20 protein-coding genes and 1 riboswitch are annotated in these 24,617 nt (G+C 64.6%); of the genes, 8 read left to right on the top strand and 12 right to left on the bottom strand.

Features of this window, described 5'->3' with window-relative positions; genetic code table 11:
• Positions 1-152: 152 nt before the first annotated feature.
• Together PQR08_RS11090 and PQR08_RS11085 are read left to right on the top strand one after the other, a co-directional pair.
• Complete coding sequence (locus tag PQR08_RS11090) at positions 153-1,262, top strand: alkene reductase (RefSeq protein WP_408161285.1); 1,110 nt, start codon at positions 153-155, stop codon at positions 1,260-1,262.
• 19 nt (positions 1,263-1,281) lie between these two features.
• Positions 1,282-2,472: an MFS transporter gene (locus PQR08_RS11085; protein ID WP_250486482.1), complete on the top strand. Its 1,191-nt coding sequence runs from the start codon at positions 1,282-1,284 to the stop codon at positions 2,470-2,472.
• Positions 2,473-2,476: 4 nt separating this feature from the next.
• Here PQR08_RS11085 and atzF read toward each other — a convergent pair whose 3' ends face one another.
• The 7 genes from atzF to PQR08_RS11050 all read right to left on the bottom strand — a co-directional run bounded on the left by atzF (position 2,477) and on the right by PQR08_RS11050 (position 12,104).
• Positions 2,477-4,276: an allophanate hydrolase gene (atzF, locus tag PQR08_RS11080; protein ID WP_250486481.1), complete on the bottom strand. Its 1,800-nt coding sequence runs from the start codon at positions 4,274-4,276 to the stop codon at positions 2,477-2,479.
• Positions 4,277-4,312: 36 nt separating this feature from the next.
• Positions 4,313-7,867, bottom strand: coding sequence for an urea carboxylase (gene uca / locus PQR08_RS11075; RefSeq protein WP_250486480.1), 3,555 nt, complete (start codon positions 7,865-7,867; stop codon positions 4,313-4,315).
• A 164-nt stretch (positions 7,868-8,031) separates the two neighbouring features.
• Entirely contained in the window at positions 8,032-8,676 is a 645-nt protein-coding gene (locus tag PQR08_RS11070; protein WP_035511453.1) for an urea amidolyase associated protein UAAP2, read from the bottom strand.
• A gap of 13 nt (positions 8,677-8,689) precedes the next feature.
• Positions 8,690-9,397, bottom strand: coding sequence for an urea amidolyase associated protein UAAP1 (locus PQR08_RS11065; protein ID WP_250486479.1), 708 nt, complete (start codon positions 9,395-9,397; stop codon positions 8,690-8,692).
• Positions 9,398-9,414: 17 nt separating this feature from the next.
• Complete coding sequence (locus tag PQR08_RS11060) at positions 9,415-10,188, bottom strand: ABC transporter ATP-binding protein (protein ID WP_187606896.1); 774 nt, start codon at positions 10,186-10,188, stop codon at positions 9,415-9,417.
• Positions 10,185-11,009, bottom strand: coding sequence for an ABC transporter permease (locus PQR08_RS11055; protein ID WP_250486478.1), 825 nt, complete (start codon positions 11,007-11,009; stop codon positions 10,185-10,187). Before PQR08_RS11055 ends, PQR08_RS11060 begins: the two co-directional genes overlap by 4 nt.
• A gap of 30 nt (positions 11,010-11,039) precedes the next feature.
• Positions 11,040-12,104, bottom strand: coding sequence for a putative urea ABC transporter substrate-binding protein (locus PQR08_RS11050; RefSeq protein WP_035511463.1), 1,065 nt, complete (start codon positions 12,102-12,104; stop codon positions 11,040-11,042).
• Between the two features lie 58 nt (positions 12,105-12,162).
• A riboswitch (guanidine-I (ykkC/yxkD leader) is annotated at positions 12,163-12,270 on the bottom strand.
• Between the two features lie 264 nt (positions 12,271-12,534).
• On the opposite strand from PQR08_RS11050, the gene glyA reads away from it, so the two are divergent.
• The 6 genes from glyA to PQR08_RS11020 all read left to right on the top strand — a co-directional run bounded on the left by glyA (position 12,535) and on the right by PQR08_RS11020 (position 18,772).
• Entirely contained in the window at positions 12,535-13,782 is a 1,248-nt protein-coding gene (gene glyA, locus PQR08_RS11045) for a serine hydroxymethyltransferase (RefSeq protein ID WP_250486477.1), read from the top strand.
• A 706-nt stretch (positions 13,783-14,488) separates the two neighbouring features.
• Complete coding sequence (locus PQR08_RS11040) at positions 14,489-15,097, top strand: helix-turn-helix domain-containing protein (RefSeq protein ID WP_250486495.1); 609 nt, start codon at positions 14,489-14,491, stop codon at positions 15,095-15,097.
• A 27-nt stretch (positions 15,098-15,124) separates the two neighbouring features.
• On the top strand, positions 15,125-15,673 hold the full coding sequence (locus PQR08_RS11035) for a GNAT family N-acetyltransferase (RefSeq protein ID WP_250486476.1): 549 nt from the start codon (positions 15,125-15,127) through the stop codon (positions 15,671-15,673).
• Positions 15,674-15,797: 124 nt separating this feature from the next.
• Entirely contained in the window at positions 15,798-16,922 is a 1,125-nt protein-coding gene (locus PQR08_RS11030) for an FAD-binding oxidoreductase (protein WP_250486475.1), read from the top strand.
• Positions 16,923-16,935: 13 nt separating this feature from the next.
• Entirely contained in the window at positions 16,936-18,132 is a 1,197-nt protein-coding gene (locus PQR08_RS11025; protein WP_250486474.1) for a M24 family metallopeptidase, read from the top strand.
• Between the two features lie 37 nt (positions 18,133-18,169).
• Positions 18,170-18,772: a dimethylsulfoniopropionate lyase gene (locus tag PQR08_RS11020; protein ID WP_250486473.1), complete on the top strand. Its 603-nt coding sequence runs from the start codon at positions 18,170-18,172 to the stop codon at positions 18,770-18,772.
• Here the strand turns inward: PQR08_RS11020 and PQR08_RS11015 are convergent.
• From PQR08_RS11015 to PQR08_RS10995, 5 genes are all read right to left on the bottom strand, one after another.
• Positions 18,769-20,574 (bottom strand): sigma-54 interaction domain-containing protein, encoded by a 1,806-nt coding sequence (locus tag PQR08_RS11015; RefSeq protein WP_250486472.1) that lies wholly within the window; start codon positions 20,572-20,574, stop codon positions 18,769-18,771. The two genes, PQR08_RS11020 and PQR08_RS11015, sit on opposite strands and share 4 nt — an antisense overlap.
• Positions 20,575-20,650: 76 nt before the next feature.
• Positions 20,651-21,784 carry a branched-chain amino acid ABC transporter substrate-binding protein gene (locus PQR08_RS11010; RefSeq protein ID WP_238212380.1) on the bottom strand — a complete coding sequence of 378 codons (1,134 nt, stop codon included), beginning with the start codon at positions 21,782-21,784 and terminating at the stop codon, positions 20,651-20,653.
• Positions 21,781-22,500 carry an HAD family hydrolase gene (locus PQR08_RS11005; protein ID WP_250486471.1) on the bottom strand — a complete coding sequence of 240 codons (720 nt, stop codon included), beginning with the start codon at positions 22,498-22,500 and terminating at the stop codon, positions 21,781-21,783. The genes PQR08_RS11010 and PQR08_RS11005 overlap by 4 nt, the downstream gene beginning before the upstream one ends.
• Positions 22,497-23,267 carry an enoyl-CoA hydratase/isomerase family protein gene (locus tag PQR08_RS11000; protein WP_250486470.1) on the bottom strand — a complete coding sequence of 257 codons (771 nt, stop codon included), beginning with the start codon at positions 23,265-23,267 and terminating at the stop codon, positions 22,497-22,499. Before PQR08_RS11000 ends, PQR08_RS11005 begins: the two co-directional genes overlap by 4 nt.
• Entirely contained in the window at positions 23,264-24,607 is a 1,344-nt protein-coding gene (locus PQR08_RS10995; RefSeq protein WP_250486469.1) for a phenylacetate--CoA ligase family protein, read from the bottom strand. The genes PQR08_RS11000 and PQR08_RS10995 overlap by 4 nt, the downstream gene beginning before the upstream one ends.
• Positions 24,608-24,617: the final 10 nt, after the last annotated feature.

The following is a 24,617-nucleotide window of genomic DNA, read 5'->3' as shown; positions in this document are numbered from 1 at the left end:
CGGCTGGGCGAGGCGCGATTGCGGACACGCGTGTCCGGGGTGCCTGAACTCGCGGGCGGTTTTTCTCGGGGCGCGCCGCGTCTACAGTCCGGGTCAAGCGTCGCCGGTCGTCGGCGTCACGCAACAGCTACCCGGAATTGTGGAGAAACGAAATGTCCAGACTGTTTTCGCACGTCAAAGTCGGCTCGTATGAATTCGGCCATCGCGTCGTCCTCGCCCCGCTCACCCGCATGCGTGCCGAATCGGGCGCCCGTCCCGGCCCGCTGATGGCCGAATATTACGCACAGCGCACTTCGCCCGGCGCGCTCCTGATCGGCGAAGCGACCATCGCCGCGCCGGAAGGCAATGGCTATCTCGGCGCGCCCGGCCTCTACGACGACAGCCAGATCGCCGGATGGCAAGCCGTCACCGATGCCGTACACGCCAGGGGCGGCCGCATCTTTCTTCAGCTTTATCACGCAGGGCGTCAGTCGAACGCGCAGTTGCAGCCCGATGGCGGCCGCCCGGTCGGGCCGTCGGAAGTGCCGCACGGCGGCGTCGCGTACACCGAGGCCGGCTGGGTGCCGAACACGCCGAATCGCGCGCTCGAAACATCGGAGATCGCGGGCATCGTCGAGAGTTTTCGCGCGGCGGCGGCACGCGGCGTCGCGGCGGGCTTCGATGGCGTCGAACTGCATGCGGCCAACGGCTATCTCTTCGACCAGTTCCTTCAGGACGGCAGCAACCGTCGCACCGACGCATACGGCGGCACGATCGAAAATCGCGCGCGCCTGCTGCTCGATACGGCGCGCGCCGTGATCGGCGTGTGGGGCGCGGACAAGGTCGCGGTGCGACTCGGGCCGAGCGGCTCGTGGGGCGATATGTCCGACAGCGATCCGCAGGCGCTCTTCGCCTACGTCGCGACGGAACTCGACAAGCTCGGCATCGCGTATCTGCATCTGATCGAGCCGCGCATCGCGGGCAATGTCGAGGATGAGACGCGCGATCAGACGCCGCTGGCAGCGAAGTCGCTGCGCGCGCATTTCCGTGGCCCGATCATTGTCGCGGGCGGCTTCGACGGCGCCAGCGCCGAATCGATCCTCCAGTCCGGCGACGCCGATCTGGTCGCGTTCGGCCGCCACTTCATCGCCAATCCCGATCTGCCGGAGCGCCTGCGCAAGCACCTGCCGCTCAATCGCTACGATCGCGCGACCTTCTTCGGCGGCACGGATGCGGGCTACACCGACTATCCGTTCCTCGACGAGCAAGCCATCGCCGCGTGATATCGCCGGAGTTCCCAATATGACTACGTCTTCGTCCAGCGCCAGCCGGCGCTGGCTCGCGGTGCTTTCCATCGCGCTCGGCTCGTTCGCTTTCGTGACGACCGAATACATGCCCGTCGGCGTGCTGCCGGCGATCGCTTCGGACCTCGGCGTCACGCCCGGCACGGCTGGCCTGATGACCACGACGCCGGGCATCATCGCCGCGATCTCGGCGCCCGTTCTGCTGCTCGTCGCGGGACGCCTGAACCGGCGGCTGATCCTGCTTCTGCTGTCGATCGCGCTCGTCGCATCGAACGTCGTCTCGGCATTCGCGACCGACTTCACGACGATGCTCGCCGGCCGCGCCCTGCTCGGCATCAGCCTCGGCGGATTCTGGACCGTCGCGCTCGGCGTCTCGGGGCAGATCGTCGCGGAAGAAAACAGCGCCCGCGCGAGCGCGACCATCTTCATGGGCATCACGCTCGCGACCGTCATCGGCGTGCCGCTCGGGACGTTCATCGCGGGGTTGTCGTCATGGCGCGTGTCGTTCTTCGCGACGGCCGCGCTCGCGCTCGCCGCGCTGCTCCTTCAGGCGATGCTGCTGCCCGACCTGCCGCCGCGCGCCGCCGCACGCATCGGCGATTTCGGCCGCATGCTCGCGCGCACGACCGTGTTGCGCAGCCTGCTGCTCGTCGCGTTGCTGTTCGGCGCGCACTTTTGCGCCTACACGTATATCGCGCCGTTTCTCGAAGTCGACGCCGTGCTCGGCGCGGCCTGGGTCACCGCGTTGCTGCTCGGTTTCGGGATCGTCGGTTTCCTGTCGAACTTCGTCGCGTCGGCGTTCGTGAAGTCGCATCCGCGTCTCGCGCTCGCTGCGACGACTGCGCTCGTCATCGCTTCGCTGCTCGCGCTGCCGGCCTTCGCGCACGTTGCGGGCGCGGTCGTGGCGGGCGTGCTCGCGTGGGGCGTCGCGTATGGCGCGATTCCGCTGTGCCTGAGTGTGTGGATGCAACTGACAGCGCCGAAGCAGCCGGAAGCGGCATCGGCGCTCTTCGTCAGCGCGGTGCAGACCGCGATCGCGGCGGGCTCGCTCGCGGGCGGCATCGCGGTCGATCACGCGGGCGCGACCGGCGCGATGCATCTCGGCGTGCTGCTCTCGGCGCTGGGGCTGGCCGTGCTCGCATCGTTCGGCACGAAGCGGCACACGCTCGCCGCCGTGCTCGGCCGATGATCGCTCACACGGCGCGCTCGAGCCAGGCGCGCCAGCCGCCGTATCGTGTGATGTCGACGGCGCCTTCGAGCGCATGCGCCTCGCACACGAAGCCGGTTTCCCAGCGGCCGTCCGCGAGTTCGACCTTGCCGAGCGCGAGCGGCGCGGGAATGCCCGCGAGGAAGGAGCCGACCTCCGCGCTCGGCAACGTCCACACTTCGACCGCGATCGCCGCGCCGTTCGCTTCGTCGCGTGTCATGCCGGGCCGCTGAACCGCACCGCCCGCGAGCGCGTACAGGCGGTAACGCGGCGCGCTCGATGTCGCTTGGACGAGGCGCGCGCCGCGTGCGGTCAGTTGTCCGTTCAGCGGCAAGCCCGCGAGATGCGCGCCGCACACGACGAGCTTCATCGTGTCGTCACGCGCGGCGCGCGCGGGCGCATCGGTGTCCTGGCGCGCGCCGCCGACGATCAGCACGTCGAGCTTGCGATGCAATGCATCGGCGACGCTCAGCAGATATTGATCGGTGAAGGCGCGGCCAAAAAGCGTCACGCCCCACGGCAGGCCATTGCGCATGAAACCCGCGGGCGTCGCGATGGCGGCGTAATCGAGCAGATTCATGAAGTTCGTGTAATGCCCGAGCAGCGAGTTCGCACCGATCGGATCGCGCTCCAGCTCGGCGAGCGTGACCGCGCGCGGAATCGATGGCGTCAGCACGCAATCGAGATCCGCGAGCACGGCGTCGCAACGCTGCTTCAGTGCCTGAAGCTTGTATTGCGCGCGAAACGCATCGACGGCGGTGGCGCCCGGCGCCTTCGCGAGCACGTCGCGGATCACGGGCAACACGGCGTCGGGCTGCGACTCCATCAGCGCGCCGGCGACGCTATAGCGCTCCGCGACCCACGGCCCTTCATAGAGCAGACGCGCGGCTTCGAGGAAAGGCGCGAAGTCGATGTCGATCGCCTCGCCGCCGAGCGCTTCGAGCGCCGCGCGTGCGTCGGCGAAGAGCGCGGGACTTTCATCGCAACCCGCGAATTCGAGTTGACGCGGCACGCCGAAGCGAAAGCGCGCGACCTTGCCGAACGCCGCCGCATCGTTCCATTGCGGATTCGCGCGACTGTATGCATCGGCGGGATCGTGGGCGGCCGTGAGCGCGAGCAGCGTGCTCGCCTCGCTCGCGGTCGCGGTGAAATACGTCACGCAGTCGAGCGTGCGGCACGCGGGCACGACGCCCGCCGTCGACAACAGACCCTTCGTCCCCTTCGTGCCGACGAGATTGTTCAACGCGGCGGGCACGCGGCCCGAGCCGGCCGTATCGGTGCCGAGCGCGAAGCTCGCGACGCCCAGCGCGACAGCCAGCGAAGACCCCGCGCTCGATCCGCCCGACGGATAGTCCGCCAGCACGCTATTGCGGCACTTGCCGTAGGGCGAGCGCGTGCCGTTCAGGCCGGTCGCGAACTGGTCGAGATTGGTCTTGCCGATGGGCACCGCGCCGAGCGCGATCAGCTGCGCGACGAGCGTCGCCGACTGCTCCGGCGTGTATGCGAACGCGGGGCACGCGGCCGTCGTCGGCACGCGCGCGAGATCGATGTTGTCCTTGATCGCGAACGGCACGCCGTAGAGCGGCAGCGAATCGATATCGCGTGCATCGAGCGCAGCGAGATACGGCTCGATTTCGTCATCGTTCAGCAGATGAATGAAGAGCCGATAGTCGGCGTTCAAGTTAGCCGCACGCGTGCGCAACGCGCCGATCAGCGCGCGCGGCGTCGTGCGGCCTTCGCGATATGCGGCGCGCAGTGCGGGAAGACGCAGGTCGAATGAATCCATGTGCGATGTTTCCTTTGGTATGAAGTGCGTCAAGCGTCAAGCGCGCTGTTCGATCACGGCGACGCGCTGCCCCGCGCGAACGGACGAACCCGGCGCGACATGAATCTCGCCGATGATGCCCGCGCACGGCGCGATCACCGATATCTCCATCTTCATCGATTCGATGACGACGAGCACGTCGCCCGCTTCGACGCTCGCGCCGGCCTCGACGCGCACCTGCCACAGATTGCCCGCGATCTCGCTATCGACGGCGATCTGGCCATCGGCGAGCGGCGCGATCTCCGCATCGACGGCGACGGGTGCATCGAGCGCCGTTTCGTCGCTGCCCGCTTCGTGCCAGCGTTGCCGCTCGTCCTGAAACGCCGCTTGCTGATGCGCGCGAAACTGCGCGATGCCGTCTGCTTCGCGATCGAGAAAGGCCTGATAGTCGGCGAGAGACAGCTCTGTCTCCTCGATCTTCAAAGGATAACGCCCGAGCGGAAACGTCTCGCGTATGCGCAGCAGTTCGTCGCTGGAGACTTCGTAGAAGCGGATCTGATCGAAGAAGCGCAACAGATACGGACGCCCCGCGAAATCCGCGACTTCGCGATAGCGGTTCCACATCTGCAACGTGCGCCCGACGAACTGATACCCGCCCGGCCCTTCCATGCCGTAGACGCACAGATACGCGCCGCCGATGCCGACCGAGTTCTCCGCCGTCCACGTGCGCGCCGGGTTGTATTTCGTCGTTACGAGCCGATGACGCGGATCGAGCGGCGTCGCGACCGGCGCGCCGAGATAGACATCGCCGAGGCCCATCACGAGATAGCGCGCATCGAAGACGACGCGCTTCACGTCATCGATCGAATCGAGCCCGTTGATGCGGCGAATGAACTCCAGGTTGCTCGGGCACCACGGCGCGTCCTTGCGCACGGTGGTCATGTACTTGTCGATGGCGAGCTGGCACGCGGGATCGTCCCACGACAGCGGCAGATGTACGACACGCGACGGCACGCGCAGGTCCTTTTGCAGCAGCACGCTGCGCCATGCCGACGCGACGTGTTCCAGCAGCGTGTCGAGCGCCAATCGTTCCGGCTGATAATGAACTTGCAGCGAGCGGATGCCCGGCGTCAGATCGACGACGCCCGGCAACCGCGATGCTTCGAGCGATTGCATCAACGCATGGCCGCGAAAGCGCAACACGAGATCGAGTTCGGGCGGACCGAGTTCGAGCAGCAGATGCGTGTCGCCGGAGAGCCGCGCGACGAGCCGTTCATCGCCTTCACCGATGTCGAGCACGACCGGCGATTGCAATGTCGTTTGCGGCACAGGGTCCGTGCGTGCGGTCGCGATATCCACAGGAACGAAGCGCACTTTGTCGCCCGCCTTCAACTGGCCGATCTGCCACAGGTCCGCCTCGATCACCGTGACCGGACACACGAAACCGCCGAGACTCGGGCCATCGGGACCGAGAATCACGGGCATGTCGCCGGTGAAATCGATCGCGCCGACAGCATACGGATTGTCGTGAATGTTCGACGGATGCAGCCCCGCTTCGCCGCCATCGGCGCGCGCCCATTCGGGCTTCGGACCGATGAGACGCACACCTGTGCGGCTCGAATTGAAATGGACTTCCCAGTCGGTGTCGAGGAAGCGGTCGATATAGGACGCCGTGAAGTACTCCGGCGCGCCGTGCGGACCGTAGATCACGCGCAGCACGCGCACATCGTCGAGACGATGCACGAGTGAATCGGACAACGTCGCGCCTGCTTCGCGGTTCGTGAGCCCATGAACATGCAGCACGTCGCCCGCACGCAATGCACGCCCGCCATGCCCGCCGAACTGGCCGAGCGTGAACGTGCTGCGGCTGCCGAGATAGCGCGCGACATCGAGCCCGCCGCGCACGCACAGATACGCACGCGCGCCCGCGCCGCGGATCGTGCCGAGCGCGAGCGTCGAGCCGGCCGCGACGAGGAATGTCGTGTTCATCGGCTGCGCGATGTCGTCGAGCATGACGGGCAGCGTTGCGCCCGTCACCGCCACGATCGCATTCGTGTTGAAGCGCAGCGTCGGACCGCTCATCGTGATTTCGAGCGCGGCAGCATCGTCGTCGTTGGCGAGCAGGCGATTGCCGAGGCGCAGCGCGCGATCGTCCATCGGACCGGAAGGCGGCACGCCCACCGCCCAATAGCCCGGCCTTCCCGGATAATCCTGCACGGTCGTTTGCGTGCCGCCGCTCAGCACTTCGAATGTCGATGCGCGATAGCGCAAGCCTTCGAGACAACGCGTCCACGGATGGCCGCTTGCGAACGGCGTATCCGCGAGAATCTGCCGCAGATAGCCGCGATTCGTTTCGACGCCGTAGATGCGCGTCGCGTCGAGCGCGGCATCGAGCGCGTGACGCGCCGCCTCGCGCGTAGGTTGCCATGCGATCAGCTTCGCGAGCATCGGATCGAACCACGGCGGCACCTCGCAGCCGGCTTCGATCCATGTGTCGATGCGAAGCGCTCGGCCATCGGATGATGGAAACGACACATCGGTGAGCAATCCCGGACAGGGCTTGAAATCGCGGCCCGGATCTTCGGCATAAAGACGCGCCTGGATCGCATGGCCGCGCGGTTCGAGATCGCGAGCGAGCGTGTCGAGCGAGGGCAAGGTGCCCGCTGCGAGCTCGATCATCCAGCGCACCAGATCGACGCCCCACACCTGCTCCGTCACGCCATGCTCCACCTGCAGGCGCGTGTTCACTTCGAGGAAATAAAAGCGCGCCGCCTCGCTGTCGTAGACGAATTCGACCGTGCCCGCCGAACGATACGACACTGCACGCGCAAGCCGGATCGCGGCTTCGCAGAGCGCGGCTGCCATGCCTTCGGGGAGATTCGGCGCGGGCGTTTCTTCGAGCACTTTCTGGTTGCGCCGCTGCACCGAACAGTCGCGCACGCCGAGCGCGATGGCATCGCCCTTGCCGTCGCCGAAAACCTGCACTTCGAGATGCCGCGCGCGTTCGATGTACTTCTCCAGGAACACGCCCGCATCGCTGAAATTGTTCTGACCCAGTCGCTTGACGATATCGAACTGCGCGGCGAGCTCGTCGGCGCTACGGCACACGCGCATGCCGATGCCGCCGCCGCCCGCCGTGCTCTTCAGCATCACCGGATAACCGACGCGTTGCGCCGCTTCGAGCGCGGCGTCGATGTCATCGAGGAGGCCCGTGCCTTCGAGCATCGGGACGCCTTCTTCAGCGGCGATCGCGCGCGCGGTGTGCTTGAGGCCGAAGGCGCGCAACTGCGCGGGCGTCGGTCCGATGAACGCGACGCCGGCCGCTTCGCATGCTTCTGCAAACGACGCGTTCTCCGACAGAAAGCCGTAGCCCGGATGAATCGCCTGCACGCCTTCTTCGCGCGCGATAGCGAGAATCTTCGCGATGTCGAGATAGGTGATGCTCGCGGCGCCATCGCCGAGACTGCATGCGGTATCGGCGAGACTGACATGGCGGCTCGCGCGATCCGCTTCGCTATAGACGGCGACACCAGTTACATTCAGCTCGCGCAGCGTGCGCAAAATGCGGCACGCGATCGCGCCGCGATTCGCGATGAGGACTTTGTCGAACATGAGTGGATGTTCAATGCGTGGGCGGGCCGTCCCGCCACGTGAGCATGCATGCCGGGGTCGTCCCCGGCAGGTCGGCGTTCATCAGCGCCTGGCGCGGCCTTCGAACTGCAGCAGACGCTGCGCGCGCGCTTTCATCACCGTGTAGAGCCAGCGACGCAAGGTGCTCAGTTCCATATCGTCAGCTCCGCCGGCGTCGGGTTATACGCGTTGCACGGGTTGTTCAGTTGCGGGCAGTTCGAGATCAGCACGATCACGTCCATCTCGGCGCGCAGCTCGACGTACTTGCCCGCGCCCGAAATGCCGTCCTCGAACGTGAGGCCGCCTTCGGCCGTCACCGGCACGTTCATGAAGAAGTTGATGTTCGCGGCGATGTCGCGCTTCGAGAGCCTGCCATCGTGCGCGCAGGCCCGCAGATAGTTATCCCTGCAACTGTGCATGTAGCGTTTCTCCAGCGCATAGCGCACGGTGTTGCTTTCCTGCGCGCACGCGCCGCCGAGCGTGTCGTGCCGCCCGCATGTGTCAGCGATGATCGTCAGCATCGGATTGCCGAGGTTCGAATAGAGCACGGTGCCCGTCGTCAGATAGAGGCTTTGCTGACGGCGCAGCGTGCGTTGCGCGTCGTAGCGCTCGCGCGGATCAGCCGCGCTGTAGAAGAGCGTATCGATGGCCTGATTGCCTTCGACGTCGCGGATGCGCAGCGTCTGCCCCGCTTTCAGCTCCTTGAGCCACGGTTCGCCCGCGGGCAAGGTCTCGCGAAAGATCGCGTTGACTGGATCGAGCGTGCTCGCCGTGAGATTGGATGTCGTCATGCGCGTCTCTCGCTCAGAGAAAGAATCGTTCGGTATTGATGAAGCCGCGCGCGTTTTCATCGCACGATGTACGGCAGATTTCCGCGACTTGAGCATCCGCATTGCTCAGCGCGAGCTTCACGGGCTTGGGCGCGTATTCGGGATTCGGATCGAGCGGATGCTGGACCGCCGTCAGCACGACGAGCGTGTTCATCGGCGCATACAGTTCGATATAGTCGCCCGCCTGCGAATTGCCCTGCACGAAGTGCAACGCGCCCGCATCGGTCACGTCGACGCGGCTGAATAGATTCAGCGTCATCAGCAAGTCCGCGATGCCGAGGCCCCATTTGCCCATTTCGACGAGCAGGTTGTCCGTGCCGTTGCGATAGAACGCGTTGCACAGTTCCTGATAGCGGCCTTCGCCGTACTTCTCCAATACTTCCGCCGCATTCGATACACCGGCGAGGCTGTCGTGCCATCCGCACGTATCCGCGACAATCGCCGCGAGCACGCGCCCCATGTCGGAATAGAGGCAATGGCCTTTGGTCAGCTTCGCGGTGTGCTGGCATTTGAGCGTATCGGGCAGGTTCAGACGCTCGCTCTTTTCTGCGGCATTGAAAAGCAGCATCGCGACGTTCGCGCCGCCGCGCACGTCCGTGATGCGCAGCAACTGGCCGCGCTTCATGATCAGCGACGCGTGGCCGCCACCGGGAATCGTTTCTTCGAGCAGGATTTCGTTCATGTGTTATGTCCTTTCGATCATGCGGGCACGGCGAGCAGCGGCGGAACTTCCATCGCCGGTTGCGCTTCGCGCACGCCGTTGCGTTCGAGCGGAATGTCGTAAGTGATGCGCGCGCCGTATGCCTGCGGCGCTTGCGGGTCGATGCGCACCTTGTCGAATACCAGCACGCGGCTGCCGAGCGTGAAGCCTTCCTTCAGGTCGTGCGTGACCATGAAGACGGTCAGCTTCGCTTCGCGCCAGAGGCTCGTCAGCAGTTCGTGCATGTCGCGGCGGATGCCCGGATCGAGCGCGCCGAAGGGTTCGTCGAGCAGCAGCACGCGCGGCTTCATCACGAGCGCCTGCGCAAGCGCGAGGCGTTGCTGCATGCCGCCCGAGAGTTGATGCGGGTATTTGTCGAGCGAATCGGCAAGGCCGACGCGCGCGAGCATCGCGACGGCTTCATCGCGTGCGAGACGGCGGCGCGCGCCGAACAGACGTCCCGTGAAACGCGCATGCGGCAGTTCGAGCCCGAGCATCACGTTGCGCAACACGGTCAGATGCGGGAACACCGAATAGCGTTGATACACGACGCCGCGATGCGGGTCCGGCTCGCTCGGCAAGGGCTCGCCATCGAGCAGGATCTCGCCGCGCGTCGGACGTTCCTGGCCTAGCAGCATGCGCAGAAACGTCGACTTGCCGCAGCCCGACGCACCGACCATCGAGCAGAATTCGCCTTCCGCGATGCGCAGATTGAGCCGCTCCAGCACGACCTGATCGTCGTACTGCTTCCACAGGTTGCGGATTTCGATCATGCGCGGCCTCCGCGACCTTCCTGATACCAGGGGAACGCCCATTGCGTGAGACGGCGCAGCGCTTCGTCGATGAGCCATGCGAGCAGCGTGATCCACGCGACATACGGCAGGATCACGTCCATCGCGAGATAGCGGCGCACGAGGAAGATGCGATAGCCGAGACCATCCGTCGATGCAATCGCTTCTGCCGCGATCAGAAAGAGCCACGCGGAACACAACGCGAGCCGCAGCGCGATCAACAGACGCGGCAGCAGTTGCGGCACGATCACGCGCAGGATCAGCGTCCAGCTCGATGCGCCGAGCGTCTGCGCCTTGATCCACAATTCCTCGGGAATATCGCGCGTGCGCTGTTGCAGATCGCGGATCATCATCGGCGTGATGCCGATCACGATCAGCACGACCTTCGACAGTTCATCGAGGCCGAACACGATGAACAGAATCGGCAGGACGGCGAGCGGCGGGATCATCGATATCACCGTGATGAACGGCGACAGCGTCGCGCCAACAAGCGGAATGCTGCCCGTCACGATGCCGAACACGAGCGCGATGGCCGCACTCGAGACGAGCCCGATGCCGAGCCGCTTCATGCTCGATACCGTGTCGCTCAGCATCAGATGCTCGCCCGTGCGCTTGTCCTCCGTGAACGCGTACTCGTTGAGCGCGGCCTTCATCTGCGTGGCGGACGGCAGCAGCTTGTCGTCGGGATTCGCCTGCAGGCGAATCGACGAGCCCGTGAAATACACCGCGACGAGCACGATGAACGGCAGCAGCAACAGCATCAGACTGGCGGTGCGGCCGGGGTGTCGGTTGATGAGCCGCATGGGCCTCTCCTCTTCAGAACGCCGCGCCGCTCACAGCTTGCCTTGCGCGGCCATGCGCACGTAGGTCGGATCGAAACGCAGCTTCAGATTGCTCTTGCTGCCGACGACCACGTTGTTCTCGAACGCCATGCCGACCGCGCCCGCGTTCGGCGCGCCCTTGCCGAGCAGACCGTGATCGAAGGAGAACTGCGCAACGCGCGTCATGATCTTCGGCATGTTCGGGCTCGTCGCGAAGTCGAGCGCCTGTTGCGGCGTGTAGAACAGCGCGGTGGTCGAGAGCTGCGACTTGTAGCCGGCGAGATCGGTGCCCGACGCCTTGGCCATCGATGTAAGCGCGGCCTCGCTATCCGGCGACGTTCCGTGCATCGTCTGCATGATCTCGAACCATGCGCCCGTGAGCGCCTTGCCGAGCGCGGGGTTGTCGTGCAGCGTCTTCGTGTTGACGACCATCATGTCCATGATTTCGCCGGGAATACGGCTCGAATCGAACACTTCGGTGACGTTGGGCTTCGCCTTGAGATCGGCGAGCATCGGGTTCCATGTGACCGCGTTGTGCACGTCGGCGGTTGCGAATGCGCCGGAGATATCGGCATCGGACGTGTTGACGGTCTTGATGTCGCGCTCGCTCATCCCTGCCGATTCGAGCGCGCGCGCGAGCAGATAGTGCGACACCGAAAGCTCGACGAGATTGACCGGCTGGCCCTTGAGATCGGCGACCTTCTTGCCCGCACCCTTGATGAGCACGCCGTCGTTGCCGTTGGAGTAATCGCTGACGATCAGCGCGGTGCTGTCCACGCCGCCCGTCGCCGGGATGGTCAGCGCGTCCATGTTGGTCATCGCGCAGCCGTCGAACTTGCCGGCGGTGTATTGATTGATCGATTCGATGTAGTCGTTGAGCTGCACGACATCGACATTGATGCCGTACTTCTTCGCCCACTTGGACATGATGCCCTGAGTCTTCGCGTAGCCCCACGGCATCCAGCCGGCGTAGATGGTCCAGCAGACCTTGAAGTCCTTGCGGGCCTGAGCGAATGAGGGCGTGGAGAAGCAGACGGAGAGAGCGACGGCGGCAGCGGCGAGAAAACGGACGCGCATGAGGTTGACCTCGCATTGAACGGTTATCGACGGCAGGAGCGGCGCGACGCATCGCGTTCTCTCCCGGGCTTTTGTCCCGCCGTGTAACCTCGTTCGAGGTCGACAACTCTCGGACCAGCATCGCGCATCGACATCGATGCGGACCGGAACCCTAGTCATCCATTGCCAGATTGTGACTGCCACTCCTGAAGCTCTTTATGCGATAAGCGTGCCAAGGCTGAAAGTACGTGGCTTCGGCGTCAATCGCGCGGATTCGTGCACAGATACGAAGCGCATCCGCGATGTGCCCGACGCACGGGCGCACCAAACGGGTGCCCGCATTCCAGCGTAATGTCGGAATTCTTCTATCCGGATGCGCCGGCTTTCGATGGAATACGGGACAGTCGGAGTTCCCGCAGCAACCCGTTCTCTTCTCACATGGGTAACCATCATGTTCAGTCGCGCAGCCAGCACCGTTGAAAACGTCGATCCGGAACTCTGGGCCGCCATTAACGATGAAAATCGTCGTCAGGAAGATCACATCGAACTGATCGCGTCGGAAAACTATACGAGCCCGGCCGTGATGGCCGCGCAGGGCTCGCAACTCACGAACAAGTACGCCGAGGGTTATCCGGGCAAGCGCTATTACGGCGGCTGCGAATATGTCGATGTGGTCGAGCTGCTCGCGATCGATCGCGTGAAGCAGCTCTTCGGCGCCGAAGCCGCGAACGTGCAGCCGAACTCCGGCTCGCAGGCCAACCAGGGCGTGTTCTTCGCGATGCTCAAGCCCGGCGACACGATCATGGGCCTGAGTCTCGCGCACGGCGGCCACCTCACGCACGGCTCGCCGGTCAACATGTCGGGCAAGTGGTTCAACGTGGTGAGCTACGGGCTGAACGAAGCCGAGGACATCGATTACGAAGCGGCCGAGCAGCTCGCCAACGAGCATAAGCCGAAGCTGATCGTCGCGGGGGCGTCGGCGTTTGCGTTGAAGATCGACTTCGAGCGTCTGTCGAAGATCGCGAAGAACGTCGGCGCGTATCTGATGGTCGATATGGCGCACTATGCCGGCCTGATCGCGGCGGGTGTGTATCCGAATCCGGTGCCGCACGCGGACTTCGTCACCACAACCACGCACAAGAGCCTGCGCGGACCGCGCGGTGGTGTGATCCTGATGAAGGCCGAGTATGAGAAGCAGATCAATTCTGCGATTTTCCCGGGCATTCAGGGCGGGCCGCTGATGCACGTGATTGCCGCGAAGGCTGTCGCGTTCAAGGAAGCCTTGTCGCCGGAATTCAAGGAGTATCAGCAACGCGTCGTCGATAATGCGCGGGTGCTGGCCGAAACGCTGGTGAAACGCGGTCTGCGTATCGTGTCGGGCCGCACGGAAAGTCATGTGATGCTCGTCGATTTGCGTGCCAAGAAGATCACTGGGAAGGCTGCCGAAGCTGCGCTCGGCGCTGCGCACATCACGGTCAACAAGAACGCCATTCCTAACGATCCGGAAAAGCCGTTCGTCACGAGCGGCGTGCGACTCGGCTCGCCGGCGATGACCACGCGTGGATTTGGTACGAAGGAAGCGGAGATCGTTGGGAATCTCATCGCCGATGTGCTGGAAAGCCCGGAAGATGCGGGTAACCTCGAACGCGTGCGCGCGCAGGTCGCTGAGTTGACGAAGCGGTTTCCTGTGTACGGTTGAGGTTGGGGGTCGGGGTCTTGGCGGGAGCTTGTGGCACGCTGCAGGCTTTTGCCGGATCCCGGTTTCGCGGTGGTCTATTAGCACTGCCCCTCCCCGGGGCGGGGGTCACTTTCTTTGCTGCTGCAAAGAAAGTAACCAAAGAAACAGCTATCCCCAGCCTAAGCACTTCACGCCGGCCGCGGCACAGGCGATTGGCCTAATGGCACGGCAGTAGCGAGTGCCCCCACAAGCAGATAAGGGCTTGGACCGCGCACGGTCTGCGCCACCAAATGTTTTTCCTCACTGGTTCAGCACCAAATAGCTCCGGCCCGCTTCGCGGCCGACGGGTCAATCGGGTCCGTGCGCGCTTCTTCTTCGATGCTTTCCTTCGCATACCCAACGGCAGCGCGTAGCGCTGTGCCGAAGCTATTTCGTGCTGAACCAACACGCCAAAACATTTGGTGCGGCAGACCGTGCGCGAGCCAAGCCCGATTGGGCCTGTGAGGACGACACTTAGGCGAGTGCCACGGGCGGCTGGCAAGCATAGCCAACGTGCGTGTGACCGCGGGCCTGAGCGAGCTGCTTTCTTTGGTTACTTTCTTTGCTGCTGCAAAGAAAGTGACTGCCGCCCCGCACAGGGGCAGAGCTAATAGACCACAAAGAAACCGGGATCCGGCAACGACGAACCTTGACAACAACATCTAGTTTACTGGACACTACATCCACTATGCTAGACACAACGCCCGAAGAACCCCCCGCCAGCGGCGACATAAACCAACGCATCGCCGATCGCATCCGCGAGTTGCGCGCCGCCCGCGCCTACACCCTCGACGCGCTAGCGGCCCGCTGCGGCGTAAGCCGCTCCATGATTTCGATGATCGAACGCGGCGCCGCCAGCCCGACGGCGGTGGTACTCGACAAGCTCGCCGCCGGCCTAGGCGTATCCCTCGCCAGCCTCTTCGGCGGCGAACAGGAAGGCACGCCAGCGGAACCACTCGCCCGCCGCCGCCAGCAACTGAAATGGCGCGATCCCGAATCCGGCTACACGCGCCGAAACCTTTCTCCACCCGGCTGGCCGTCCCCATTCCAACTCGTCGAGGTGGATTTCCCGCCCGGCGCGCGCGTCGCCTACGAACGGAGCGGACGCGAATCGACGATGCATCAGCAAGTCTGGGTGATGAGCGGACGCATCGACATCGTGATCGGCGACGAGCTTCACGCGCTCCAGCAAGGCGACTGCCTCGCGATGCGGCTGGACCGCCCGCTGATCTTCAGCAACCCCGCTTCGAAAGCAGCGCGCTACATCCTCGCCATCGGCGACGCGCCCGCGACCTGATTCATCCTCAGCCTGAACGGATACCGAATGAACACCATCGCCCCGCACGACGACGTGCGCCTGATCGACTGCAACGAAGCCGAGCACGCGCTCGCCATTCTCGAGATCCTGAACGAAGCCATCGTCAATTCGACCGCGCTGTACGACTACAAGCCGCGCCCCGTCGAAGCCATGACGACATGGTTCGCGGCGAAACGCGCAGGCGGCTTCCCGGTCGTCGGCGCATTCGATACATCGGGCAAGCTGATGGGCTTCGCGAGCTGGGGCACGTTCCGCGCATTTCCCGCGTTCAAGTACACGGTGGAGCACAGCGTCTACGTGCATCGCGATTGCCGTGGACTCGGGCTCGGCGAGCGGCTGTTGCGCGAACTAATCCATCGCGCGAGGCAAGCTCAGGTGCATGTGCTCGTCGGGTGCGTGGACGCGTCGAATGAAGGGAGCATCCGCCTCCATACGCGGCTGGGCTTCACGCATTCCGGAACCGTCAGGGAAGCCGGATTCAAGTTCGGCCGCTGGCTGGACGCGGCGTTCTATCAGCTCAATCTGGAGACGCCCGCGCAACCCGTGGACGGCTGAACGGACCAGCCAGCGTCCCGGAACTACGCATAATTTGAAGTAATGGAAAACGGAAAATAAAGCGCGTTGACGGTGTTTTTGCGCGCTCCAATACTGCGCTCATCGCAAACGCACTTTGAGCGCCATGAACTCCGTAGACAGAAACTTCGCTCCTGCTCTCGATCTCACCGACCGCCTCGCCGATGCCATCACCTGGGAACACGGCGGCCGGCTCTGGCCGAGCGGCGAGCAGCAGACGCTGACATGCTGCCGCGTCATCGATGAAACGCACGACGTCAGAAGCTTCGAATTCCGCACGGAAGACGGATTGCCCGTGCGGTTCGAGCCGGGTCAGTTCATGACGATATCGGCGAACGTGCAGGGACAATCGGTCGAGCGCTGCTACACGATTTCATCCGCGCCGACGCGTCCGTTTCTGCTGTCCATCACGGTCAAGCGCGTTCCGGGCGGGACCGTGTCGAACTGGCTGCACGACAACATGAAGCCCGGCAGCACCTTACGCGCGTATGGTCCTTCCGGCGCCTTCACGCCGACCGCCGCGCCCGCGACGAAATCTCTCTACCTGTCCGCAGGCTCCGGCGTCACGCCGCTGATGTCGATGACGCGCGCGAGCATCGATCTCGGTCTGGACCGCGACATTGTCTTCATCCATAGCACGCGCACGCCCGCTGATATCGTGTTCCGCGATGAACTCGCGCGGCTCGCGAAGCTTTCGCCACGACTGCGCGTGTTTTTCGTGTGCGAAGGCATCGGCGACGAAGCGGACTGGAATGGTCCGACAGGCCGCCTCAGTCTTCAGTTGCTGTCGCAGTGGGCGCCGGACTATCTGGAACGCGAAGTCTTCACCTGCGGCCCGGCCGGATATATGAACGCGGTGCGCACGATGCTTCGGGAAGGCGGTCACAATCCGGCGCGCTATCACCAGGAAAGCTTCGATATCGGCGCGGGTGTCGCGGCGGAGCCTGAAGCCGCGCCCGCCGCGTCGGACACGTTCACGGTCAGGCTCTCGCGGTCGTCAAAGTCATTCACGATGAACGCGTCGCAGACCGTGCTGTCGGCGGCGAAGAAGGCGGGCGTCACCGTCGCGTCGTCGTGCAGTCAGGGCGTGTGCGGCACGTGCAAGACCCGCGTGCTGGAAGGCACCGTCGACATGAAACACAACGGCGGCATCCGCGACAGGGAAGTCCAGAAAGGCTTTCGCCTGTTGTGCTGCAGCCGTCCCACTTCGGACCTCGTGCTGGAACTGTGAGGAGACAGGCAGCGTGATCGAAACCGAAGACAAGGCGCAAACCCTGCGCGACGTGAGGACATACCGTCTCGCGCGCGTGCTGGAGCAGTTGAGGCAGCATCGATGCCCCGCGATCCTGCTGTACGACCCCGTCAACATCCGCTACGCGACGGACACGTCGAACATGCAGATATGGACGGCGCGCAATCCGTCGCGCTACGTCATGGTGTTCGCCGATGGCCGTATCGTCGCGTGGGAGTTCCATAGTTGCGAGCATGTGTGGGACGCGCTCGACTTGGGTGTCGAATTGCGCGGCGCGGTGAGCTGGATCTACTTCAACGCGGGCCACGAAGCCGAAAGCCGCGCCGAACTCTGGGCGAACGAAATCATCGACGTGTTCCGCGCCCACGCGCGCGGTGAATGCCGGCTCGCGGTCGACCGGCTCGATCCCATCGGCACTGCGCTTCTCGTCAAAGGCGGCCTCACGCTGCTCGACGGACAAGCGATGATGGAAGACGCCCGCGCGATCAAGTCGGCGGGCGAGCTCGTGCTGATCGGCGAATCGCTGCGCGCATGCGAGAAAGGCATAGAGCGCATGCGACGCGAGCTGCGGCCCGGCATGACCGAGCAGGAGCTATGGGCGCATCTTCACTTCGAGAACATCCGTCACGGCGGCGAGTGGATCGAGACGCGGCTGCTCGCTTCCGGCGATCGCACCAACCCGTGGATGCACGAATGCTCGTCGCGCGTGCTGCAAAACGGCGAGCTGCTCGCGTTCGATACCGACATGGTCGGACCGCACGGCTACTGCTCGGATATTTCGCGCACGTGGATCGTGGGCGACGCGCGGCCATCGGACGAGCAGCGCAGGTTGTACGAACTCGCCTGGTCGCAAGTCCACTTCAACATGGATCTGTTGCGTCCCGGCATGACGTTTCGCGAATTCAGCGAGAAAGCGTGGAAGATTCCCGAGTTGTATCTGAAGAACCGGTATAGCTGCGTGGCGCATGGAATCGGCATGGTCGATGAATATCCGTCGATCGCTCATCGGGTGGACTGGGACAGCGCAGGTTATGACGGCCGTTTCGAAACCGGAATGACGCTATGCGTGGAAAGTTATATCGGCGCGGAAGGCGGCAGCCAGGGCGTCAAGCTGGAACAGCAAGTCGTGCTCACGCAGCACGGCTGCGTGCCGCTCACGACATGCAGCTTTGAAACGGACTGGTTGTGACGGAGAATCGAAGCACCAGGTTACGAGGGAGCCTCTTATGAATCGTCGTCCGGATACCGTGGCGGCTTTCATCGCCATTGCGGAGAAGCTGTTCCAGTCGGAGAAACTGCCGGAAGGTGGACGCCGCGTCGCCGCGCGCGTGTTCGAGCGGCTGCAGACCCCATCCGACGACGGCGTGCGGCACCACACGCGCTATCCCGCGTGCGAGTGGCTCGACGCCACGCTTGCGCCTTTCATCGACGACGACTCCGCCTTCGGCGCCGCCGCACGCGCGATCAAATCGCTCGAACCCGATCTCGGATGGTCTCGACGCTCATCGGGCGTGAATGGCAGCGACGATTACATCGACGCGCACGTGCACGGCATGATCTGCGGGCCCGGTGGCGCGGAAAGCCGCTATGACGTGCAACTGGGTTTCTCGCTGATGCTGCCGCACACGCGCTATCCCGACCACAGCCATCCGCCCGAGGAAGCCTATGTGCTTTTCACGCCCGGTGAATTCCGGCAGGACGGCGGCGAATGGATCGATCCGGGTATCGGCGGGGGCATTCATAACGTTCGCAACAATCTGCACGCGATGCGATCCGGTTCCGTGCCTTTTCTCGCCGTCTGGTCGCTGCTGACGAAAGACGGCGACTAGCCAGGCTGCCGTATCGACCTCTCGATACGAATCCCATGCCGCTTCATCTTCGCGTACAGCGCCGGCTTCGACACCTGCAACAGCTTCGCGCAGTTCGTCACATTGAAGCCGCACGCTTCGAGCGCGGCCTGTATCGCGATGCGTTCCGCTTCCTTCAGCGAAACCGGCGCGCCAAGATGCGCCGCCGACGCGCCGCCCGTCTGCGCGACAGACGCACCGCCAAGCAACGACGACACATCCGCGATCCGCTCGCCTTCATTGAAATTCACGATCTTCTCGACGAGATTCTCGATCTCGCGCACATTGCCCGGCCAATTGTGCGCTTCGAGTTGCCGCAATGCATCTTCCGCGATCTCGGGCGTCGGCTTGTGCATGCGCGTGCAGTATCGATCGAGAAAAAATGCCGCCATCGCACGGATATCCTCGCGACGCTCGCGAAGCGGCGGGATCGTGATTTCGATCACATTGCAGCGGTAGTACAAGTCTTCGCGGAAGGTCTTCGCGAGCACCATCGACGCGAGATCGCGATTGCTCGCGCAGATGATGCGCACATCGACGGGAATGCCGCGCGTATCGCCGATGCGCGTGACTTCGCGCTCCTGCAGCACGCGCAGCAGCTTCGCCTGCACGTCGATGGGCAGCTCCGATATCTCGTCGAGAAACACCGTGCCGCCATCGGCGGATTCGAACTTGCCGGGACGGCCATCGCGCGCCGCGCCGGTGAAACTGCCGGGCGCATGGCCGAACAGCTCGCTTTCGATCAGCGCATGGGGCAACGCCGCGCAGTTGATCGCGATGAACGGCTGCGCGGCGCGCGCGCTCGCGTTGTGGATCGCCTGCGCGAAGACTTCCTTGCCGACGCCGCTCTCGCCCGACAACAGCACGTTCGATGCACCGCGCGCCGCCTTCTTCGCGGCATCGACGGCGCGCTTCAGACCCGCGCTCGATCCGATCACGCTGCCGAACGTGAAGCGCGCGTGATTGCCCGCGTAGCGCCCGGCCATCTTGCGCACGCGGCGCATCTCGCGAAACGTGTTGACGACCGACACCACTTCGCCGCAACGGTTCTTGATCGGAATGGCGGTGTCGAGCAGATGCAGATGCCGCGCCGGCGAATCGATGATCAGCTCGCGATCGACATAGCCCACGCCCGTGCGATAAATCGGTCCGACGATCGGCTCGAAGTCGATCACCTCGTTGAGCGTCTTGCCGATGCTCGTCTTCGGATCGATGCCGAGGATGCGCCCCGCGACCGAATTGACGTGCCTCAGCACCTGGCCTCGCCCGATGACCATCAGACCATCGCCGATATGATCGATGATCGCGCGCTGTTCCTCGACGAGCGTGTCGTAGGCGGCGAGATCGAAGGCGCTGTGCAAAAGGACGTCGAGCGTCGCGCCGAGCAATGCGATCCACGGCGCGGGCGTCGGATCGTCGGATGAAGGCGAACGCAGCGCGACGAGAAAGACACGCCGCCCGTGCGCATCGACGCGCAGCGCGAACGCCTGCGCCACCGACGCGGCCGCGCCTTGCAGCGAAAGCATCACGCAGCGGCCGTCCGATGTCGCCGTCGCCGCTTCCGCGAGCGCTGCCAGCCGCTCGGACGGACACTGCGCGAAGAACGCATCGAGCGTGGCATCGGCGATATGCGCCGCGCCTTCGAGCACATGGCCGCCGCGATCCAGCGTGCAGATGCATGCTTTCGCTTCACGCGCCGCGAGACGGCGGGCTTCACGCCAACGGGGAGACGCGAGCGCACTCTCCAGCGTGGCGATGTCGGGATCGAGCGCGACGGTGGCCATGTCTCCCTGCGAACGGTCGGGCAACGGCTTCGAATATATCAGGACAAAATGCCGCCGCCCGGCGTCGCGTGGCGCATCAGTCCTTCTGCGCGATCGCGGTCAGCGCGCCGCCGTTCAGCCGATACACCGTGACCGGCGCATCGATCCAGTCGCCGTTCGCATCGAACTTCACGGGGCCGAGGATGCTCGCGAACGACTGATCGCGCAAGGTCTTCACGAACACCTCGGGTTTCGCCGATCCCGCCTTCTGCATCGCGTCGGCGACCACGAGCGTCGCTGCGTAGAACGCGGGCGCGTAGGTATCGACATCGGCGCTGAACGCGCTCTTGAACTTCGCGCGGAAGGTCTTGCCGTCGGGCAGCGTGTCGAGCGGCGCGCCGCCCTGCGCGCAAAACATGCGCTTGTCCGCGACGCCCGCCGAGAGCTTGTCGAACTCGGGCGAACAGATGCCGTCGCCGCCGACGAGCGTCGCGTTCACGCCGAGTTCGCCCATCTGCCGCGCGAGCGTCGCGGCCTGCGCGTAGTAGCCGCCGTAGAACACGACCTGCGGATTGCGCGACTTGATCTGCGTGAGGATCGCCTTGAAGTCGGTCGACTTGTCGGTGCTGTATTCGCGCGCGACGATCTGCAAGCCCTCTTTCTGCGCGGTCTTGATGAACACATCGGCGACGCCCGTGCCGTATGCGGTGCGGTCATCGATCACGGCGGCGCGCTGCGCGCCCAGCACCTTCGACGCATAGACCGCCATGCGCCCGCCCATCACGTTGTCGTTGGTGGCGAGGCGAAACACGTAGGGATAGCCGAGATGCGTGAGATCCGGATTCGACGATGCGCCCGTCATCATCACGACATGCGCATCGTTATAGATGCGCGCCGCCGGAATGCTCACGCCCGAGTTGTAATGGCCGATCACCGCCGACACGCCATCGTCGACGAGCTTCTGCGCGACGTTCACGCCGACTTTCGGATCGCCCTGATCGTCCATCGAGATCAGCTCGAATTTCACGGGCTTGCCGGCGATCGTGAAGCCTTTCGCGTTCAGCTCGTCGATGGCGAGGCGCACGCCGCGCTCGTCGTCCTTGCCGCTTTGCGCCGCGCTGCCCGTGAGCGGCCCCGCCACGCCGATCCTGACCACTTGCTGCGCCTGTGCAACGTTGCATAGCATCGCAGCGGACGCGACGCACGCCATCGCCATCTTCATCGGTTTCATATCGTTTCCCCAGTCGCTGTGAATGACAGACTATCCAGAACGTCCCGTACCGGCGACAACGTGTCGAACTCGAAATCCGGGCGCGGCTGCCACGTGCCGAGCGTATCGCCGCCGCGATTGATCCACGCGACCGCCATGCCGAGCGGCTTCGCGCCGTCGATATCGGCCCAGCTCGCGAGCGAGCAATGCAGCACGTCCTGCGCGGGCAGCGCGAGGCGGTCGAGTGCGAGCGCGAAGATTGCCTGCGACGGCTTGTACGCCTGCGCCATCTCCGCCGTCGTCACGTGCTCGAAGTAGCGCGTGAGTTGCGTGCGTCGCCACAGGTCGCTGTCCATGTTGGTGATCGGCATGAGCGGATAGCGCGACGCGGCCCAGTCGAGAAACGGCGCCGCGTCCTCGTGCGCGGGCGATGCCTCGACGAGATGCGTGAGGAACACGTCGGTCAGCGCATCCATCGTGTGACCGCGGCGCGCGCCGGGCCAGCGCGCATCGAGCACGGCCGCGAGCGCCTGCTGCGCGACATCGCGATAACGCGCGTACGCCTGGCCGCGATAGAGCCGCACATTGCGGATGTCCCAGTCGAGATAGATGTCGAACGGCGCGTCATCGGTTTCGACGGACAGCCGCCGCAGCACTTCCGCCATGCCGAGCGTGCCGCCGCGATCGACATCGACGAGCGTGCCGAAGTAGTCGAAGGTCAGGGCTTTCGGGTTCATCGTGCATTCTCCTTGCGTGTCGCGAACGCCTTCACGCGCTCGGCGGCGTCGGGGTCCGCGAAGGCGTCGATGGTCGCCGCGAATTCGAGTTCGAGACTGCGCGAAAGCGTGTCCGATAGTTCCGCGGTGACGAGCCGCTTGAGGCGCGCAATCGACGTGTGCGACTTCTCCGCGATGCGCGCCGCGAGCGCCATCGCCGTGTCGAGCATCGCGCTGCGCGGCACGACGCGATTGACGAGGCCCATCGACATAAGCGACTGCGCGCTCTGCCGTTCGCCGAGCAGCCACAGCTCCATCGCGCGTTGATGACCGGTCGCCTGCGGCAGCAGATGCGTGACGCCGCCCGTGACGAACTGCCCCCACTCCATCTCCGGAAAGAACGCGACGAGATCGTCGGACGCGACGACCATGTCGCAATTGAGCATCCATTCGAAACCGCCGCCGACGGCGAAGCCATGCACCGCGCCGACGACCGGTTTCGCGTTGAACATCAGATCGCGCGTGATGCGCTGAATCCGTTCGATATGGCTGCGGATGCTTTCATCGCTCGCGCTCTGCTCGCCGAATTCCTTCAGGTCGTCGCCCGCGCAGAACGCGCGTCCTTCGCCCGTCAGCACGATCACGCGGCAGGCGGCGTCATCGTTCGCGCGTTGCAGTGCGTCGTGCAGGTCGTCGAGCAGCGGCCCGCTGATCGCGTTCATGCGCTCGGGACGATCGAGGGTCACGATGCAAACGGGTCCATCCATGCGTGTCGTCACGTAGCTCATGCGGGCTCCTTGTCGATCCAGCGTGTCTTGCCTTCGGTGCGCGGAAAATGTTCGAACGGGACCATGGTGACGCTTGCACTCGCGCCGATGCGTTCGCGCACGGCCGCTTCGATGCGCGTCGCGGCATCGTCCCAGCGTGGCACGGGCAAGCCGTTCGCGGCCTCGACCGTCATCGCGATGCGGTCGTACGGACCCGGCCCTTTCAGCACGATGCGGAACATGCCCGACGCCCATTGCGGCAGCGACTCGACCGCGAGCCGCACCGCGCCCGGGAACACGTTCACGCCGCGCACGTTGAACATGTCGTCGGTGCGGCCCGTCACGCGAAAGCGCCACGCGCTGCGGCCGTCCGGGCCGGGATCGGTGGCGGTCACCGTGACGACATCACGGGTGCGATAGCGCACGAGCGGCTGACATTGCTTGCGCAAGTGCGTGCAGACGAGTTCGCCCGTCGTGCCCGCTTCGACAGGCAAACGCGCGAGCGTCTGCGGATCGATGATCTCGGCGAACACGACATCGCCCGCGTGATAGAGCAGATCGTTGGTCCAGCCGGTCTGTCCGCCGAGAATGCTCAGCACTTCCGAGAGACCGAAGTTCGCGTTGCGCACCTTGAAACCCCACTTCTCTTCCATCGCCGCGCGCAGCTCGGGATTGTCGAGGCCCGCTTCGCCGCCGAACAGGCCGAGCTTCAGCCCGAGATCGCGCGGCGCGGGGCCGCCGGTCTCGCGCAACACCTGCTCGATCAGCGCGGGATAAGACGGCGTGCAGGAAATCGCGTTGATGCCGAGGTTCAGGATCGAGTCGATCAAAAGCCGCGTATTGCCGACGCCGAACGGCACGACCGTCGCGCCGGTGGCTTCGAGGATCGTGTGATCGGTGAAGCCGCCGGTCCACATGCAGTAGTTGAGGCAATGCACGACGCGATCGTCCGGGCGCAGGCCGGCGGCCCACATCGAGCGCGCGCCGACGCGAGCGATATCCGCGGCATCGCGCGCGCTGTTCGCGAGAATCAGCGGCCGGCCGGTCGTGCCCGACGTGCGATGCAGCCGCGCGATTCCGCTTTCCGCGCACGCGGCGTAATCGCCGTAGGGCGACGCGTTTTCCTGGCTCACGCGCAGTTCGTCCTTCTCGGTGAAGGGCATCTCCTGAAGCGTGTCGAGCGTGACGTCGTCGCGGCCGATCCAGTGCGCGAGCCTCGTCCGGTAGAACGCGGACATCGCGCGCAGATACGGCCAGTGCGACGCCCAGAGCGCGTCCTGATGACGGCGCACGTCGGCGGGCGGGAGCGTTTCGAACGCTTCATCAAAAAAGACGCCGTGCGTCGGGGAATGGTCAGCCATGTGTTTTTCT

The sequence above is a fragment of the Caballeronia jiangsuensis genome (assembly GCF_046030135.1).
Lineage (GTDB): Bacteria > Pseudomonadota > Gammaproteobacteria > Burkholderiales > Burkholderiaceae > Caballeronia > Caballeronia jiangsuensis.
Note: the sequence above shows the minus strand (reverse complement) of the source record. Positions and strands in the feature narration are given on the sequence as shown.

Excerpts from the sequence above, each read along its gene's own strand:
- PQR08_RS11090 (WP_408161285.1), top strand. The coding sequence starts at position 153 with ATGTCCAGACTGTTTTCGCACGTCAAAGTCGGCTCGTATGAATTCGGC.
- PQR08_RS10995 (WP_250486469.1), bottom strand. The coding sequence starts at position 24,607 with ATGGCTGACCATTCCCCGACGCACGGCGTCTTTTTTGATGAAGCGTTC.
- PQR08_RS11050 (WP_035511463.1), bottom strand. The coding sequence starts at position 12,104 with ATGCGCGTCCGTTTTCTCGCCGCTGCCGCCGTCGCTCTCTCCGTCTGC.
- PQR08_RS11015 (WP_250486472.1), bottom strand. The coding sequence starts at position 20,574 with ATGGCCACCGTCGCGCTCGATCCCGACATCGCCACGCTGGAGAGTGCG.
- PQR08_RS11070 (WP_035511453.1), bottom strand. The coding sequence starts at position 8,676 with ATGACGACATCCAATCTCACGGCGAGCACGCTCGATCCAGTCAACGCG.
- PQR08_RS11005 (WP_250486471.1), bottom strand. The coding sequence starts at position 22,500 with ATGAACCCGAAAGCCCTGACCTTCGACTACTTCGGCACGCTCGTCGAT.
- PQR08_RS11065 (WP_250486479.1), bottom strand. The coding sequence starts at position 9,397 with ATGAACGAAATCCTGCTCGAAGAAACGATTCCCGGTGGCGGCCACGCG.
- uca (WP_250486480.1), bottom strand. The coding sequence starts at position 7,867 with ATGTTCGACAAAGTCCTCATCGCGAATCGCGGCGCGATCGCGTGCCGC.
- PQR08_RS11010 (WP_238212380.1), bottom strand. The coding sequence starts at position 21,784 with ATGAAACCGATGAAGATGGCGATGGCGTGCGTCGCGTCCGCTGCGATG.
- PQR08_RS11035 (WP_250486476.1), top strand. The coding sequence starts at position 15,125 with ATGAACACCATCGCCCCGCACGACGACGTGCGCCTGATCGACTGCAAC.
- PQR08_RS11060 (WP_187606896.1), bottom strand. The coding sequence starts at position 10,188 with ATGATCGAAATCCGCAACCTGTGGAAGCAGTACGACGATCAGGTCGTG.
- PQR08_RS11040 (WP_250486495.1), top strand. The coding sequence starts at position 14,489 with ATGCTAGACACAACGCCCGAAGAACCCCCCGCCAGCGGCGACATAAAC.
- PQR08_RS11030 (WP_250486475.1), top strand. The coding sequence starts at position 15,798 with ATGAACTCCGTAGACAGAAACTTCGCTCCTGCTCTCGATCTCACCGAC.
- PQR08_RS11085 (WP_250486482.1), top strand. The coding sequence starts at position 1,282 with ATGACTACGTCTTCGTCCAGCGCCAGCCGGCGCTGGCTCGCGGTGCTT.
- atzF (WP_250486481.1), bottom strand. The coding sequence starts at position 4,276 with ATGGATTCATTCGACCTGCGTCTTCCCGCACTGCGCGCCGCATATCGC.
- PQR08_RS11000 (WP_250486470.1), bottom strand. The coding sequence starts at position 23,267 with ATGAGCTACGTGACGACACGCATGGATGGACCCGTTTGCATCGTGACC.
- PQR08_RS11020 (WP_250486473.1), top strand. The coding sequence starts at position 18,170 with ATGAATCGTCGTCCGGATACCGTGGCGGCTTTCATCGCCATTGCGGAG.
- glyA (WP_250486477.1), top strand. The coding sequence starts at position 12,535 with ATGTTCAGTCGCGCAGCCAGCACCGTTGAAAACGTCGATCCGGAACTC.
- PQR08_RS11055 (WP_250486478.1), bottom strand. The coding sequence starts at position 11,009 with ATGCGGCTCATCAACCGACACCCCGGCCGCACCGCCAGTCTGATGCTG.